The organism is Microbulbifer variabilis (genome assembly GCF_056232115.1).
The window spans coordinates 3,357,537-3,374,991 of sequence record NZ_CP174325.1 but is presented as its reverse complement, the minus strand read 5'-3'; the positions used below and the strand labels follow the sequence as shown (position 1 = coordinate 3,374,991).

General features: G+C 45.2%; 9 protein-coding genes. 4 read left to right on the top strand and 5 right to left on the bottom strand.

Annotated elements, in window-relative coordinates:
- Window positions 1–91: 91 nt before the first annotated feature.
- On the bottom strand, window positions 92–955 hold the full coding sequence (locus ACJJI7_RS15080) for a hypothetical protein (protein WP_444901824.1): 864 nt from the start codon (window positions 953–955) through the stop codon (window positions 92–94).
- Window positions 956–1,258: 303 nt separating this feature from the next.
- On the opposite strand from ACJJI7_RS15080, the gene ACJJI7_RS15075 reads away from it, so the two are divergent.
- Complete coding sequence (locus tag ACJJI7_RS15075) at window positions 1,259–2,752, top strand: GSCFA domain-containing protein (protein ID WP_444901825.1); 1,494 nt, start codon at window positions 1,259–1,261, stop codon at window positions 2,750–2,752.
- Between the two features lie 167 nt (window positions 2,753–2,919).
- On the opposite strand, the gene ACJJI7_RS15070 is transcribed toward ACJJI7_RS15075, so the two are convergent.
- Together ACJJI7_RS15070 and ACJJI7_RS15065 are read right to left on the bottom strand one after the other, a co-directional pair.
- A complete protein-coding gene (locus ACJJI7_RS15070) occupies window positions 2,920–7,821 on the bottom strand; it encodes an autotransporter domain-containing protein (RefSeq protein WP_444901826.1) in 4,902 nt (1,633 codons plus the stop codon).
- Window positions 7,822–8,851: 1,030 nt separating this feature from the next.
- Window positions 8,852–10,273: a serine hydrolase domain-containing protein gene (locus ACJJI7_RS15065; protein WP_444901827.1), complete on the bottom strand. Its 1,422-nt coding sequence runs from the start codon at window positions 10,271–10,273 to the stop codon at window positions 8,852–8,854.
- A 344-nt stretch (window positions 10,274–10,617) separates the two neighbouring features.
- On the opposite strand from ACJJI7_RS15065, the gene ACJJI7_RS15060 reads away from it, so the two are divergent.
- On the top strand, window positions 10,618–11,418 hold the full coding sequence (locus ACJJI7_RS15060; protein WP_444901828.1) for an IclR family transcriptional regulator: 801 nt from the start codon (window positions 10,618–10,620) through the stop codon (window positions 11,416–11,418).
- Window positions 11,419–11,494: 76 nt separating this feature from the next.
- Here the strand turns inward: ACJJI7_RS15060 and ACJJI7_RS15055 are convergent, their stop codons facing one another.
- Complete coding sequence (locus tag ACJJI7_RS15055) at window positions 11,495–12,622, bottom strand: acyl-CoA dehydrogenase family protein (RefSeq protein ID WP_444901829.1); 1,128 nt, start codon at window positions 12,620–12,622, stop codon at window positions 11,495–11,497.
- A 27-nt stretch (window positions 12,623–12,649) separates the two neighbouring features.
- Window positions 12,650–13,849 carry an acyl-CoA dehydrogenase family protein gene (locus tag ACJJI7_RS15050; RefSeq protein WP_444901830.1) on the bottom strand — a complete coding sequence of 400 codons (1,200 nt, stop codon included), beginning with the start codon at window positions 13,847–13,849 and terminating at the stop codon, window positions 12,650–12,652.
- 457 nt (window positions 13,850–14,306) lie between these two features.
- On the opposite strand from ACJJI7_RS15050, the gene ACJJI7_RS15045 reads away from it, so the two are divergent.
- Window positions 14,307–16,184 (top strand): acyl-CoA synthetase, encoded by a 1,878-nt coding sequence (locus ACJJI7_RS15045; RefSeq protein WP_282950987.1) that lies wholly within the window; start codon window positions 14,307–14,309, stop codon window positions 16,182–16,184.
- Between the two features lie 56 nt (window positions 16,185–16,240).
- Window positions 16,241–17,443 (top strand): 3-oxoadipyl-CoA thiolase, encoded by a 1,203-nt coding sequence (locus tag ACJJI7_RS15040; RefSeq protein ID WP_444901831.1) that lies wholly within the window; start codon window positions 16,241–16,243, stop codon window positions 17,441–17,443.
- Window positions 17,444–17,455: the final 12 nt, after the last annotated feature.

The window sequence follows — 17,455 nt, the reverse complement described above, 5'->3', positions numbered from 1 at the left end:
ACTCAAGTGTCCTGAAAAAATTTACTTTAACTTTTTTGCAAAGCAGTTCAGGTATCATAATAAATATTTACACATATGAGGTGTTTTGTTGCTAATTTTCAAGCGTTGCGCCCAGGTTAGCAAAATCCTCTAGCTCTGAACTACTAAAACCTGAAGATTTAATTACGACATTCCTGCTATTGGTGGCAACCTCGATAATGTCTTTCACGTCCCAGGCAGAGTAGTAGGAACCAACATAAATCTTCCCTCCTTCCTCGGCAAAATCTTCACAATTGTAACTGCTAAAGCCAATACACTGAACTTCGACATTGATTGATTCTTTTGCGTCTCGAATTACTTGTTCAACATTATAACTTGAATAGTAATTTCGCATGTCAATTTTTCCACCCAATTCCGCAAATTCCCGGCAGTGATATACGCTAAAGCCATCACAATTTACTATAACTCTGGTGCCGCCCACTTCAATAAATTGTTCGATATAATAGGAAGAAAAGTTATTGTCAACACTTACTTCCCCACCTTTTTCCAAATATTTTTCTACTTCATAAGCATCTCGATCTTCGGAGTCCCATCCCTCGATAGCTGCCCCCATGTTTTGAAATCGATCACAATAATAATTACTGAAACCTTCCGCAATAACTGACACATAACTAGGCCTGACTGCAGAGTTTATAATTCTTTCTACATCATATTCAGAATAATAGTTTCCAACCTCTACTCTTGCGCCTTCTTCGGCAAAATCTTCACAATCGTATCGACTAAATCCCTCACACTTCACTTTAACTCTATTGCCGCCTATATCAATAAACCTTTCAATTTCATATGTACTGAACTCATTACCTACTTCAACGCTACCTCCAAGCTCTAGCACTTCCTCCATATCATTTGCTGAATCAGCAATTGCCAAATTGGCAAATGCTATTAAGATAAAAAATTTTATTATTAACTTTTTCACTACAACAATTCCACTTCTTGAATATCAGTTTTGAGCGTGGAAATATAGCAAGTTATCTGAAGGATAAAAGAGGTAATTTTTCACAAAATAAATAAATTCATATTTTGACAATTAAAGATAGAGCTTCCTAAATGTCAGGAGTGGCCCTGTTGCTATGATAGTGATTTTTATTGATCATCTGGTAGGTCTCCTCAATCATGACTGGATCGTATTTAATGTTCAGGTAATGCACGAGTAGCACTCCTTTCTTTCGAGCTCTCCATATAAACTCATTAAGTTGAGAATAATTTATCGGAGTGAATTATGCCCATACAGATTTTATCTGATGAAGAAGCTATAAGCACAAAGAGGATTAATCGTGCAGGCCACTGGCCCAACCGTTCCGTAGATAACAGGTATGAGCCCATAGCAAGGCCAGAATTCACGGCCGGTTTTCAATTTAGACCGGGGTCAACTGTTTTCTCTGTCGGTTCCTGCTTTGCCAGAAATGTCGAAACCAAATTGATCGAACTTGGATTTAGGGTCCCATCAAGTGAAATATTTGAACTTCCTGAATTTGAGGATCCGAAACTGGATTCTATAACCAATTTTGGAGTTGCATCCATCTATAATGAATTTAAATGGGCATTAGAAGAAAACTGTGAAATGCCAGCAGATTGTATTGTTGAACTAGGAGAGGGAAAATATTGTGATCTTAATGTTCTTTCATCGATACGACCCTCGCCGCTAGAAACTGTAAAAACCAGGAGGGAGGCTATTACCAAGTTTTACAGCTCGGTCCGAAAGGCTGAGACAGTGATTATCACTCTGGGACTTTCCGAGGTTTGGTTCGATAAAACAACTAATTTATACCTTAATACAATCCCATTACCTAAGGTTATGAAATTATGGCCACGTAGATTCGAACTCCATGTGTTGAGTTACAATGAAGTTTATGACTATCTCGATAAAACGATTCGACTTTTAAATGCATGCGCTGAAAGTCAACAGAATATTCTCGTCACTGTTTCTCCTGTTCCAATGGCACTAACATATAGAAATCAAGACATCGCAATTTCAAACTCTTATTCAAAGTCTGTGCTGAGAACTGCTACAGAAGCGCTTGTATGCTCTTATTCTAACGTCTTTTATTATCCTAGCTATGAATCTATTTTGTTGACCGACCGGAATATTGCCTGGATGGATGATCAGGTTCATGTGCAAGATGAACTTGTACGTATTCAAGTATCCAGACTTGTTGATAAATACTGTAAGGCCGTGGGAGATTTATCAAGAGAAAGTATTTTAGAGAAACTCAGGACACCATCTACACCAATTTCTGCAAAAAAAGCTCTATTTACTAAGTACCGCTCGATGTATAAACAGTACCCAGAATTTGCTTTACAGTTTGCACGTTTTCTAAACAAAACTGGGAACTATGATGAAGCAGTTGAAGCATTGAAAGTAGTTAAGTCAGACGCAAATACAGTAGCCACTAAAGCACATGCACTACGAGGTTCGGGACGGATTGAGGAAGCCCATGAACTGCTGGAACCATTTATTGGGCCAAAACTTCGCAACCATTCTATTTGGAAAGAATGGATTTCAATCCAAGTTGATCAGAGAAATATTGAAGGAGCAATTTCCGTGATAGAACAATGGGCGAAAGTTTCCTTTGGTATAAGCTTTACCGCATATAAACTTGGTGCAAAATTAATCGAACCTCTAGATAAGAATATTGCAAAGCAATATTTGAAGAAGGCCTTAGAGGTTAGGCCTGGAGATGAAGTAACACTTAACCTCTTAAAGAAAATTTAGGGGGAAGAGTCAGTAGGAAGTTGATATAAATCAAATGCTTTTTAGCTTCTACTGCAACCTAATCACAAATATATAATTTATCTGATTACAATAAAAGTATAGCTTTCTGTAAAGAAAAGCCCCAGATTTCAACTACAGTCCGGGGCTTTGTTAGCGTAGTTAAACCTTCAAAAACGGAACTTGACCCTGGCATTCAAACCATGATTTTCCGATTCAGAACTTATTTGACCAGAATAATTTAGCATCAGTGATGTCCTTTCGCTTAGCAAAGCTGCAAATCCTGCCTCCAGAAAAACAAGGTCCTGCGCAACCGGAACACCTTCTATTGTGAAACGGTCACCACCTGCTGCAAACGCCTGCGTGAAGGTTGTAGTATCGTCTGAGGCGTGCTGCCAGCCGATCTTGCCTTGCAATGTCACATCTGTTTCCCCTATTAGAAAAGTAGATGCAGATTGCAGGCCAAGTGTACTAAATAGCATTTCTTCACTTTGATCTCTTGCCGTCAGAGCCGCATGCCCACCTTTTTCTGTGAAGCTATTGCTTTCTAGATTCACCCAGGCCAGACCTAAAAAAGGTTCAAAAGGGATACCTGAAGCATTCAAGTTATAGCCCACTTCACCAAAGGCCTGCAGGGTCATGGTATCCTGCGTGGAGTTCACATTATCTGTGAAACCACCAGACCCTAGGGAGACATACCGCTCTCCATCCATTTGATGCCAAGATGCCGCTATTCCTCCCCGTACCCTCACCCCTTCAGATCCAGATCCAATGTATATACCTAGGTGATAGTTGTCGCTGACAATAGAAGAGTGATGAACATCAACATCCATGTCAGAAGCACTATAGCCGCCCACCAAACCTACACGGGTATCTCCAACTGCCAAGGCATCTATACCAAAGAAGAGACCACCCAATGAGCGGTCTAGCTTCGCTGTATTACCATCTCCATCAATTTGCCCCCAGCTGCCAAATGCCTGGCTCCACAGGGAAAGACCAGTTTGTTGTTCGGTACTGGTATTGAGGCCAAAATAGTGGCCATATCCTGAGGCGACGTTATGCAAGCGATTGGAAACTGCTGAACGTATGAAGTGGCTATCGTCAATTAATTGACTGCGGACAGATGCGTTGATTTCACCCGATAGGCTGTTATAGCTTGCCAAGGCTTCTTGCATGGAACCGGTGCTCATTACAACAGCGTTGTAAACTGGGTTCGACCAATCCATTGAATCCAGGCTCTCACCTACAGCTCGCTGGTTAACCGAGCTGCCCTCAAATGTAAAGGTTAGGTCGTTGCGGGTAAGTGTAAGAGAGATATCGTTACCGTCTCCTGCGTTGTAATCCAGTGTCTCATCAAGAAAAAGCAGATGATTTACATCCTGAACATCATTAAACGTCCCGGTTACAGCGCTGCTCCCCAGGTTATTAACAATAATGAACGGGCCTGTTGGTACCATTGCCCACTCTGCTGGATTTGTTGGTGTCATGACTAGCGCGAGAGTAGTTCCACTCACATCAATCTCATTTGCCACCACAAGCTGGTCAGCCTTAGCAAGAGAAGGGGTAGTATGCCCTTCAACTTCGATTTCAAGAGTGCCCGTGCCGGAATAACTGCCTAGGATAGTGGTCGTTCCTATTGAATTGCCTGGAGCAATTGTTCCCCTTTCATTGATCACATTGCCAAGAACCTTGCCGCTTCCACCAAGCACTCCATCGCTTGCGATATGCACATCACTCTGCAGTGTAACCCCGGTTTCAGATGCACCTCCGCCAACAATCAATTTACTGCCCTTAACGGTTGTTCCCCCTGAAATAACCTGTCCACTGTGTAGGGTCAATGTCCCCATACCAGTGGAGGTCAGCGCTCCTCCACTACTCCAGTCGATATCCCCTTTTATACCAATGTTATACCCATTCGTATCCAGCTCCATGCCGTGTGAGCCAACAGTAAATTCACTTCCAGAGAATCCACTAAGAAACGAGGCGTTGTTAGTCCCCGCCTGTATCGTTGCGCCATCTACAGTCAGGCTAACGGACCCACTGCCAGCCACTAGACGACTCGCTTTGAGGAGCGCATCTTGCTCAACAAGTACTGTTGCCACAGAGGTAGCGTCATCACCGATTCTTACAACACTGTGTGATTCAAAATTACTGCCTGTACCCGTAACAATGAGATCCCCAATACCGGCATCCCCAATAATTACTTCACCGTTAGCTGACGCAGTGCCACCATCACCAATCATCAGCTTACCTGAACTGCCGTCATGCCTGCCCAAAATCATTACACCACCCACATCGAGCTTGGAGTTTACACCAGAGATATTGGCCTCACCGGTGCCGTCATAGCCGATAAGAGCATTCACTTGTGGAGTGACTGTCCCACCTTCTTTGATATCTAGTGTGCCTATAGCGTTGGCTTCACGACCCAGGTAAAGGGACGCGTCCATATGAAGCATGGACTCCGCACCAGTCACTTCAACTGCTCCGTTACCAACATTGCCGATATATGCACTATCTCGCGTGGTTACACTGCCGCCGTCTTCGACACTCAGTGTGCCTTCACCACCTAAGTGGCCAAGGGACAAGGTTTTTGACACATCAAGTGCGGAGTCTATACCTGTAACGAGTACTCTTCCGGTACCTGTTCGCCCAATAATGGCCACATCAGCTGTCGGATCATCAATAGATGAATCACCAATTGATACATCGGCACCATCTTCGATTCTCAATATACCCGAGCCATTAACTTCATGACCAAGCATTAGGCTATTAGCTACTTCAAGACTAGAGCCGATACCGGAAAGAGTGGCTGATCCGGTACCCTTGTGGCCAATGATTACACCATCTTTTGAGAAGAGCTTTCCACCATCAGCGATGAGCAGCGTACCCATGCTGTCATCTCGGTGGCCTAGAAATACGGTGCCATTTGCTTCCAGGCTTGAGCCTTCACCAGATATTGCGACTGATCCCTCGCCACCATAACCAATAAAGGGGAAGCGTCCTGTAGTAACAGCCCCGCCGTTCTCAATTAGGAGTGTGCCCGAGCTACCTTTGGCATAGCCAAGTGTCAGCTCCAGGGCCGTATCAAGTTTGGAGTTAACTCCAGACACGGTAACAGTACCGTTGCCAGTAGTACCAATAACTGTCTCCATCCCAGAAGAAACGGTTCCACCAAACCCAATGCTTAGTGTGGGTTGAGTATTAAAGAGAGGATTACCGATATTCAAGGCATGCTTCACATCAAGCACGGAACCCTCTCCATTTACAAAGGCAAGCGCTTCTCCGCTAAGGCCGAGATTTGCGTCATACTCTACGACAACTGTTCCGGCTTGTAATATTACCAAGCGCCCCCGGCTACCGTATTCAACTCCGGCAAACAGGCTGCCACCCACCTCAAGCAAAGAACCTGCACCTTCAACCAAGGCTAAGTCTCCCCCCTCAAGCCCTAAAAATACATCACCTCCGGTAGAAACTTCACCACCGGACAAAATATTGAGTAAAGCCCCTGCTCCAGTAGCATCGCCAAGATATAAATCGGTACCCACCGCAAAGGTCGAGCCGACACCTGTAACGTCGACCGAACCTCCGTTCCCAATAAAAGCATCAACACCAACAGATACGGCTCCGCCATCCTCAACCCTTAGTGCCCCATACCCACTTGAAATGTAACTAAGATGTAGATCAGTACCTACATCGAGTCTAGAGTTATCCCCTGTAACAGTGACTTTTCCGTGACCTTGCTGCCCAATGACGGTATCAGCCAAAACATTAACAGCCCCGCCATCCTCTATGGCCAATGTGCCTACACTGTCGTAGCCAAATCCGAGGTACAACTGGTGATCCAAATCAAGTGTGGAGTTTGTACCGGTAACCACGGTTGTCCAACTACCTTCATTTCCGATAAAGGCTGTGGAAGCGCTTACCTTCCCACCGTTTGCAACCTGCAGCTGCCCTGAACTACCATTTTCATGCCCTAGAGATAGATTTTCGCTTACATCAAGCGTAGAGTTTTCTCCGGTAACAAAGCCGTTTACATCACCTATCCCGCCAAAATATGCGGAGCTTCCTATCGAAGCATTCCCACCATCTTCAATTTGTAAAATCGCCGAACCGTTACCCCCAACATGCATAGAGTCTTTGACATTAAGGCGTGAGTTGGTGTCACTTACAGTGACAGTGGCGACACCACTACTGGCTCTGACCTCACCACCTGCGTTTGTAGTTTTTCCAATAAACAATTCTTGTGTGGTTACACTCCCGCCATCCGCGATCATCATTGAACTAGTAACAGGTTCACCTTCAATACCACCGCTACCGAGGAATAAGCCAAACCTTCCTTCAACGCTTGAACCCTCACCGGTTACTAATAAAGATCCCCCTCTTATTGCATTAATTCTTAAAGCCTGACTTGAAACAGTGCCGCCATTATCGACTACCATCATTGCTGAAGAGTCTCTAACAAGATCACCCACTTCTAGATAATTGGCGTAAAGCGTGGAACCCGAACCAGAGACTCTGATATTATAAGAACCATTGCCCCCTTTTATATCGTAAAGTTGAGCGTACCCACCCTCCTCAATCAGTAGTGTGCCCGAGCTTCCAGCTTGCTCACCAAGGATATGATAAGAAATTGCCGGAGACCTCAAGACGCTGCCCGAACCAGTAACCCTGAGTATTCCCTCGCCGTTTATGCCAATTTTGGCGCTACCCGAAGCACCAACCACTCCTCCATTCTCAACCAGTAATGTGTAACCATTATCAATAAAAATATCATCAACAGATTCAACGTCTGAAGATACGGTGACATCAGATGTAGTGACATCTAAATTAGCAGCAGACACTTCGAGGGAGGGCGCAAATAACAAGGCCCCAAAAAGTACTGCAGAGCTTAACATACCGCTTTGCAATGGGTGGCAGGCACGACCAACCTTACCGGGTAAACTCCAGCCGTCCCTATGACTATAAGGTTGCTCTTGAAATAATGGGGTGCGAGAAACAATCTCTACCAGTTTGGTCTCAACCATCTGTATATAGTAGGGATTCAATGAAATGGCACAGAATTCCGGTTTCATACGAATTTGGCTCTTAAACTCCAACCTCATAGTGCACGGATTCTTATTGATTGTTGAACCCTTGGAGCGGCGGCCCCGATATTGTTTTTTTTTGGTGCTTACAACTTCCTTATCTCGAAAATTATGTACTGACATTATCAACTCCGAATTAGTCGAAGCTCCATATCCAGAGCCATGTAAGTTTAAATAAGCCAACAAAAAATTATTAACAAAAACTTGAAAACTAAAGCGGGAAAGCTACCACAATATAAACTTACTCAACCAGACAGCCAGTTAATAAATGCCATGTAATTCAACCTCTATCTCAAATTATATTCCGTAAATACACTTCATATATAATGTAAATCCAACTTAAGCATTAATTAATGGATAGGCCAACCACTGCCTATGACGGTAAAGCTTGACAGTACTCTAGTGTTTCAGCATGCAGAGTAAAAATATAGGCACCATAAACCAGCAAACTTTATAAAGCGAAAATATAATTTATTTTTCATATATTATTGTCAACTCTTGACTTCGGGTAAGCAATGAAAGAGTTCGCCATAGAGTTAGTTACATTGCACACTAAAGCAGGTTGGCAGTCGTTGATTTAGATCTTTGCAGATATCTATGTGACCAATATATTAAATATAAATTTAATCTATCAATGTGCCTAAGTATCGAAAGAAAGCGTCATTTGGGACATTGAGGCGGGAGATATTGAACTATATTTCAATACTTATATTGTCAGAATGGCCTTGAATTAGTCGATAATTATGCAGCGAGGAACCACATCCATATGTTGTTAATGATTTCTCCAAAGTTCAGAGCTTCCAATGCGACTGAATTTCCGAAGAAGAAATCTATGATCCAGATATTTCGGAAATACAAGTATGTACAGTGAAATTTTACAGGAAGGCGCTTTTGGAATCGTGTCTAGTGGGTGAATGCAGAGGGGTTCAATAAGCTGGATTAGTTCAGACTTGAAACCAAGCATAATAATAGTTACCACTTAGAGATTTATCTTTTTAAAAACTCAATAGAGCCGTTCCTAAGAGCCATTCCTACATTTTATGTCCCCACCTTCTAGAGTAAGAAAAGCAATCTCCCTCTGAAATACCCCAAAATGTGCCATATACTTTTTACCATCTTTCAATAAAGGTCCGTTAAGAACTCCCCAATCTACCATTACTTTACCATTGTCAATATAGAATTTTTGTTTTGGCCAACCGCTACTATTGATAAAAGTGCCAAGCAAGTTATCTGGAAAATCATCGGAGCTAACAATCAAGGCAGAATCTGGAGCTTCCGACAGTTCAACTAGCACAGACTTCTTCAGTCGATTCATCTCCTGCTCAAACAATATATCTCTATTTTTCTTATTTAATATCGAGTTATAAGCATAATTAGCTATCACATGGGGTAAGATATAAGCCGCATCTTGATTAGTAAATGCAATTACACCAACCTCTCTTTCTGGCATAAAGGATACATGAATACTATATCCACCATAGTTTCCAAACCTTGTCAAAAGCGTCTCTTGATTATACTCTGCCAGATCCCACCCCAAAGTGTATCCAGATCGCTCATAGGTGAAATAGGTTTTAGATTGGTCTACCTGCTTTTCATGAAGTTCATCAAAGATATCGATTTTTGATAAATTTGACCTATCCTTGTTTATGTTTGCTTGAAGCCATATCGCCAAATCATTGACTGTCGAAACCAGCCCTCCTGATGGATGCATCGTTAGGTCAGACTTGAAATGCCCTGAATTAAAGATATTACTATCACTAGACGTGATGATAGATGGGAGAATTGTCCTCACCTTGGATACGTTGCTCGTAGTCGCATTCATATCCAGCGGGTCGGCAATATACTCCTCTATTAGCTCTCCCCAAGTTATTCCAGTGATGTTCTCTGCAATCATCGAGGCGACTATCGGGCCTGTATTTGAATATCTAAAATTGTAATCTGGCGCAACAAGTAGATTCTCACTTAATGAATCAATCAGTTCCTCCCTACCAGAATGACCTAAAAACGCTGACTTAAAGGTATGTTGGACACTTGTAAATCCAGCCGTATGGGTCAGTAAATCCCTAATACTGATTTTATTGGTATCAACTTTCCCCTCAAGCCCCAACTGGAGCTTGTAAGATGATATGGGCTTATCCAAATCCAACTTTCCCGAGCTATGCAGGATAGCCATCAAAGTACTGGTAAAAGACTTTGTGTGACTTGCGATTAAGATAGGCGTACTCTCTGTTACTTTAGGACCGTCTTTTGAATAGGCATAAAAGAAATCGAGCCCGTTCTTATCAACTACTGCAACGAAATGTGAACCAATTAAGCGGTTGCTACTAGACATCTCCGCCAGCGCTGACTTTATTTCTTTTTCCGTATTATTAGCTATAGCATAACAATTACTGCCGATCATCAAAGACATTATGATAATAGTGAGAAATCTTAATGCCATTTCTAATACCCTTATTATTATATAAGATCAAAATTGAAAAAATTGACTAGCACGGATTCAAACACTGATTTTATCTTTGGGACAAGCAGAAGCAATACAATATACGATAAATTGACCGTATATATAGGCATTCCGAAAAAACACTTTAAACTGCATCGATTCCAAATTATACACTTACTCAGGACTTACTACTGAACGCCCAAGTACAACCACGATTTACGTTACCTATCATTATTAACTGCCTCCCTTCACAGACCTAAATTTCCCTTCAAGGCTAAGTATCTATCTTCAAGTTCAGGAGTAAAATTTGTATACTTGCCTCTATAAAAGCAGGATTTATGACCATGGCTCCGCTGAGTGACCTCCCAAGAAAGAAAAGTGCAGAACCGGATCGCAAGTTTATTGAAGCCCTCGCCCGAGGACTGGATGTACTGCGGGCATTTCAGCCCGGTGATGGCTTTCTGGGTAACCTTGAAATCGCTCAACGCACTGGCTTGCCTCGCTCTAGTATTTCACGGCTAACCTACACTCTCACCAAATTAGGTTATTTGACCTACTCGGATCGACTGGAAAAATACCAATTAGGGAGCGGCGTACTAGCACTTGGCTATGCATTTGTCTCCAATCTGGCTATTCGCCAAGTTGCCAAACCCCTAATGCAGGACCTTGCAAACTCCACAGGAACGGCTGTAGGACTGTCTGACCGTGATCGACTCGATATGATATTTGTCGAGTTTTGTGCAGCTGCTAATGTTACGACTTTTCGCTACGAAATAGGTAACCGTGTACCTCTAGCTACTAGTGGTTCAGGACGGGCTTTCCTGGCAGCACTACCACAAGAGGAGCGCGAGTACTTTTATGGACACCTGGAGAAAAGGAATAGCGAGCGCTGGCCGAAAATCAAGGTTGGAATTGAAGAAGCGGTAGCAAGCTATAAGCAGCGCGGCTTTTGTTGCTCCTTTGGCGACTGGAACCGCGATGTTAATGGTATTGCTGTCCCCCTACAATTAAGCCAGGGGCGCATTTATACATTTAACGCTGGCGGACCTGCTTACCGCCTGAGTCCAGAATTCCTGAAAGAAGAAGTCGCCCCCTTATTGAAGAATATGGTCGGTAATATAGAGGCCATGCTGATCCGCTACTAGATAACTTGACCCCAGGTTAGTAGCGCAATGCAACCAACCTGGGGAACAACTCATCACCTCACAGCTGCCTGCCTCGCTAGTGCCCGGCAAATCGGCGGGTATGATAATCTGTACTACCGAACAAATACTGGATTGTGGTTAAACGTTTAAAGTAGTGGCTTACATCCAACTCCTCTGTAACCCCTATACCGCCATGTAACTGAATTGCTTCCTGGCCTACTAACCGGGCGGCTTTTCCAATGCGGCTTTTTGCTGCAGAAATTGCCTTAGGGGCAACGCCATTATTCACATCCAACTGTAACGCTGCCATTAATAGAATAGAGCGGGCCTGCTCATATTCGGTAAACATATCCACCATACGGTGTTGCAAGGCCTGGAACTTGCCAATGGCAACGCCAAACTGCTCTCGGGTCTTTGTGTATTCCACGGTCTTTTTATAAATTTTCTCCATGGCCCCTACTGCCTCGGCACACAGCGCCAGTGTGGCCCGATCAATTGTCTGTTCCATTACTGGCAAAGCGGCTCCTTCCTCTCCGACCCGGTTTGCCACAGGAACCATGACATTATTAAACTTTACCTCAGCCGCACGGTGCCCATCCACAGTGGCATACCCCTGGCGGTGAACACCCTCAGTGTTGGCATCTATCAATAATAAAGTGATACCTTCACAATCATGTTGGCCGCCGCTAGTACGTACTGCCACCAATAGTTTATCTGCGGCTGAACCGTTCAGAACAACGGCTTTGTGGCCATTCACTACGTAGCTGTCTCCGTTCCTTACAGCTTTGGTGGTAATATCAGAAAGATTGAAACGGCTCTGGGGCTCAGCAAATGCAAATGCCAGCTGCAACTTGCCTTCCATCAACAAGCTTATTAGCTCTCGCTTCTGCGCCTCGTTGGCACCGTTTGCTATTAGCCCACCACTTAAAACTGCACTTGCCAGGAAGGGTTCCACCACCAGACCACGACCAAACTCTTCCATCACCACTATCAGATCAACAGCAGAACCACCCAGACCACCGTCTTCTGCACTAAATGGAACCATTAGCCAGCCCAACTCGGCAAATAACTTCCAGTTATCCTCACTAAACCCAGTATCACTGTCTATTAACTTACTGCGACGATCAAAGTCATAATCCTGTTGAATAAATTTGCACACACTGCTTTGCAACATCTGCTGCTCTTCGCTATAGGAAAAATCCATCGTTCCAATCCTCATTAAACGTCGCGTTTACAGGCCAAGTACCCACTTGCTGATAATATTTTTCTGAATTTCGTTACTGCCACCATAAATCGAGGATTTACGATTATTTAAGTAACGGGGCACGCTGCTGGTAATAATTCCAGGGCCTACGTGCTCGCCATCAAATCCGCTTTTAAATTGCTCCCGGACAAATGGCATTCCGTAATAACCCGCAGTTTCCATGTAAAGTTCATCAATAAGCTGGGCGATTTCAGTTCCTTTAATTTTCAAAATGGAGGATTCCGGCCCCGGTGCATTACCGGTACTCACTGCCGCAAGTGCTCTTAGCTCGGTAAACTCCAGAGCTAAAAGATCTATTTCAACCTCAGCCAGCTTTTGCGCAAAGGCTGGATTTTCCAGGAGGCTGGTGTCACCATCACAAGTATCACCTGCCAGCTTTTTTAAAGTCTGTAAACGTTTTTTGGAAGTGGCAACCCGTGCAATGCCTGTGCGTTCATGGGTCAACAATACCTTGGCATAGGTCCAGCCGTGACCTTCCTCTCCTATACGATTGGCCACTGGTACCCGTACATTATCAAAATGCACTTCATTCACTTCATGATGGCCACCCAAAGTCATAATGGGCGATACAGTAATGCCCGGGTGGTTCATTTCAATTAACAGGAAAGTGATTGCGGCCTGGTTTTTGACTTCGGGGCCTCCGGTACGAACCAGGCAGAAAATCCAATCGGCCCAGTGTCCCAGAGTCGTCCAGGTTTTGGTACCATTAACGATATACTCATCGCCATCTCGCACTGCTGTGGTTTTTAACGACGCCAAATCAGAGCCCGCATTTGGCTCCGAATATCCTTGGCACCACCAAACATTACTTGCCAAGATATCCGGCAAAAACCGCTGCTTTTGCTCTTCACTACCATAAGTGAAGATAACCGGTGCAACCATTTTAAAACCGAAAGGAATTACATCTGGCGCGCCGAAGTTGGCACACTCATTGGCCCAAATGTATTTTTGTGTTGGCGTCCAACCGGTACCCCCATATTCAACTGGCCAGTTAGTCGCAGCCCAACCCTGTTCGTACAGGATCTTTTGCCAGCGTTCATAGTCCTCTTTTCCCAGGGGAATTTCATCCAGTGTCCTCTCACTGATATCCGCCGGAAGCTTCTCTTGCAGGAATTGCTTAACTTCCTGTTGAAAAGCTAATTCTTCTGGGGAAAAATCTATATTCATTCGCTTGCTCCTGTTTTTATGGGTGCAATTGGCAGAGATTTTTCAGCTAACTTCCTTCACCAACTTGCACAATCAACATGTACTAAATTCGGAAGTTCCCTTATACAAGCGGAATAAATTCACTTTCGATCTGGCTCGGCGGGCCCTACTCTTTGTCTTAAGTAAACCTATCTACAAACAATTTCAGGCTGATATTGATATCTGAGCATCGCTATTCTGACTTTTTCCGACTCACGGAAGTAAGTCCTCGGTTAACGAGCCAACTCTATTGGCGCAACTTTCTACTTAATGGCGTATTTACATAGCCGGTGTATATATTTACCCGCCATTTTCCATCAATTAGCTTTTAAATCACCACTCGACGCACAAAACATTACCATTGAATTCCGCAGAGTGGAATGCTCATTTCACTTTTGATATTGTCATCAGCATAATAACCATAGTGAGAGAAGCCCCCATGTCTATCACGTCCACTTCCACTGGCAGTCCCATGCTGCAATCTCTTGCAGAAATCCAGGAATATGAAAAAGTTCCTTTGTTACAACGTTACCCCTGGGAAAACACCTACGATTTAATTCGGCAGGCCGCTCGTCTTTACCAACAAGATGCAGCCATCGAATTTCTTCCCACCGCTGTACCAGATGAAGAAAGTGTGACAGTGAGCTACTCACAGCTATCCGAGAGAGTTCACCAAACTGCCAATCTACTCCATTCTCTCGGCATAAATTCGACAGATACGGTTTCATTACTATTACCCAATCTTCCAGAAACGCATTTCGCACTCTGGGGAGGACAGGCCGCAGGAATCGCCAGTCCTATTAATCCATTGCTGGAACCGGAGCATATCGCCGAGATCATGAATGCCACCAAAGCCAAGGTATTAGTCAGCCTTGGGCAGGATCTCAGTGAGGAGATTTGGGAAAAGGTTGCGCAGGTCATTGAGCAGGTTCCAACCTTGAAGGCACTGCTACTAATCAGTAAAAAACCGGTTAGTACCCTATCCATGCCTTCCGGCATTAAGGTAGAGAATTTTGTATTGGCAATTGCCCAACAGCCAAATGACCACTTAATTAGTGGGCGAACTATTCAAGGCGATGAAATTGCCAGTTACTTCCACACCGGAGGGACAACCGGGCGACCTAAAATTGCACGCCTGACCCACAGCAATATTGCGTTTGTCGCACAACTGAGTGTGGACACAACATCCAGTAAGGGGCGATTTGCTACCCTCAGTGGCCTTCCTCTGTTTCACATTTTCGGCACTGTGGTCGCCGGCATTGGCACTCTGCTCGCCGGCCGCACGATTGTTATAATGACCCCCTCAGGTTTTCGCTCCCCCAATGTGCTCCCCAACTGGTGGCATCACGTCGCCCGCTTCCGGGTGCAGGGCTTTGGTGCCGTGCCCACTATTCTCGGCATCTTGATGCAAATCCCTGTGGGCGACAATGACATTAGCTGCCTGACAGATGTTGGCTGCGGGGCCTCGCCTTTACCCGCAGCGCTTAAGAGTGCGTTTGAGGAAAAATTCAATGTGACGGTAAGCAACGGCTATGGCATGACAGAGTCCAGCTGCCTGCTGGCCCGCCCCCCAACAGATATGCAAGCACCCGAAGGCAGCGTCGGCCGCCGCCTCCCCTACATGGAAATGAAAATTGCCGAAGTGGATGGAAACCGGCTAGTGAGAACCTGTAACACCGGTGAAGTAGGTATTGTGCTAGCACGGGGGCCACATATTTTTTCAGGCTATCTCTCCGAAGAGGATAACGCCAAGGCTTGGGTTGACCACAGTTGGTTTAATACTGGCGATATGGGATATGTCGATGGCGATGGCAATCTTTATCTGACCGGGCGAGCCAAGGATTTAATCATTCGTGGCGGCCACAATATAGATCCGGCCTTGATTGAAGAGCCACTAAGCCGTCACCCCGCCGTGGCTATGGCCGTTGCCGTGGGACAGCCCGATGCCTATGCCGGTGAGGTTCCGGTGGCCTATGTCACTCTATATCCGTCCGAAAATCCTCCCACGGAAGCGCAGCTTATCGACTACTGCCGCACCCAGATTTCTGAACGTGCAGCGATACCCAAGCGGATAGAGATCATTGATGAAATCCCCCTAACTGCAGTAGCCAAGGTATTCAAACCCGCTTTGCGTAATCGCGCTACCGAATATGTTATTGGTCAGGCACTTCAGGAAAAAAATATATCTGCAGAATTTTCTGCCCGTTTTGATAGTGCTCTGGGCCAGGTTGCAAAAGTTCGTCTGGAAAAACCTTCGGCTAAAACGGTAGCAGAGGAGGCATTGGAAAATATTCCGGTAGCACTGGAGTTTGATTAAGCCCGGACATTTACTACTGCTCACAAAACAATAATCAGTCATTGGGAAAACTGACAATGCCACAAGCTTATATCTATGATGGCGGCCGAAGTGCTTTTGGTCGCCATGGAGGTAGCCTTTCCAGTATCAGGCCAGACAATATGCTCGCGCATGTCATTAAAACCCTGGTTGAACGTAATAATTTCGATCACAAGCAATTTGAGGATGTGATTGCCGGAAATACCAATCAGGCCGGTGAGGACAGTCGTAATATCGCCCGCTTTGCCGGGCTAATTGCAGGACTGCCGATCTCCACCGGTGGTATTACGGTAAACCGCTTATGTGGTTCAGGCTTATCTGCCATTGCCGATGCAGCCCGCTGCATCAGGGTCTCGGAAGGTGATTTGTTCATTGCCGGTGGTGTTGAATCCATGAGCCGCGCCCCTTTGGTCCTCTCCAAAGCAAGCAGCCCGTTCGATCGCACCCAGCAACTGGCGGATACCACTTTGGGTCCGCGCTTCACCAATCCCGATATTGTTGCAGAATTTGGCAGCCATACCATGCCGCAAACTGCAGACAATATCGCCGCAGACCTGAATATTCAGCGGGAAGAGTGCGATATCTTTGCGTTAGCTTCACAAGCAAAATATGAAAGCGCACGTTTTGATGGCTTTTTTATCGATGAAATTATTCCTATTGAAGTGCCACAGGACCGAAAGCAACCACCCCGCCTTATCGATACTGATGAGCATCCCCGCCCCGATACCAGCCTGGAGCGCCTGCAAACGCTACGCCCGCTATTTGAAGGCGGCGTAGTAACTGCTGGAAATGCTTCTGGAATCAACGATGGTGCCGCAGCACTCATTATTGGCAGCCAGGAGGCTGGGCAGGCCGTAGATCTCAAGCCCCGCGCACGTATTCTCGCCAGTGCTATTGCAGGAGTGGAGCCAAGAGTAATGGGGTTAGGCCCGGTCCCGGCTACCCGTAAGGCATTGGCTCGTGCAGGCTTGAGCCTGGCAGATATGGATGTCATGGAGTTTAACGAGGCTTTTGCTGTACAGGCCATGGGCTGCCTGAAAATGCTCGAGATTGGTTACGAGGACTCCAGGGTAAACCCCAATGGTGGTGCAATTGCAGTTGGGCATCCGCTCGGCGCCAGCGGAGCCCGCATTCTACTCACAGCACTGCGCCAGCTGGAGCGTAGCGGTGGGCGCTACGGGTTAGCCACCATGTGTATTGGTATTGGCCAGGGAATCGCAGTGATTATTGAGCGTATATAAAAACCGGCGAGA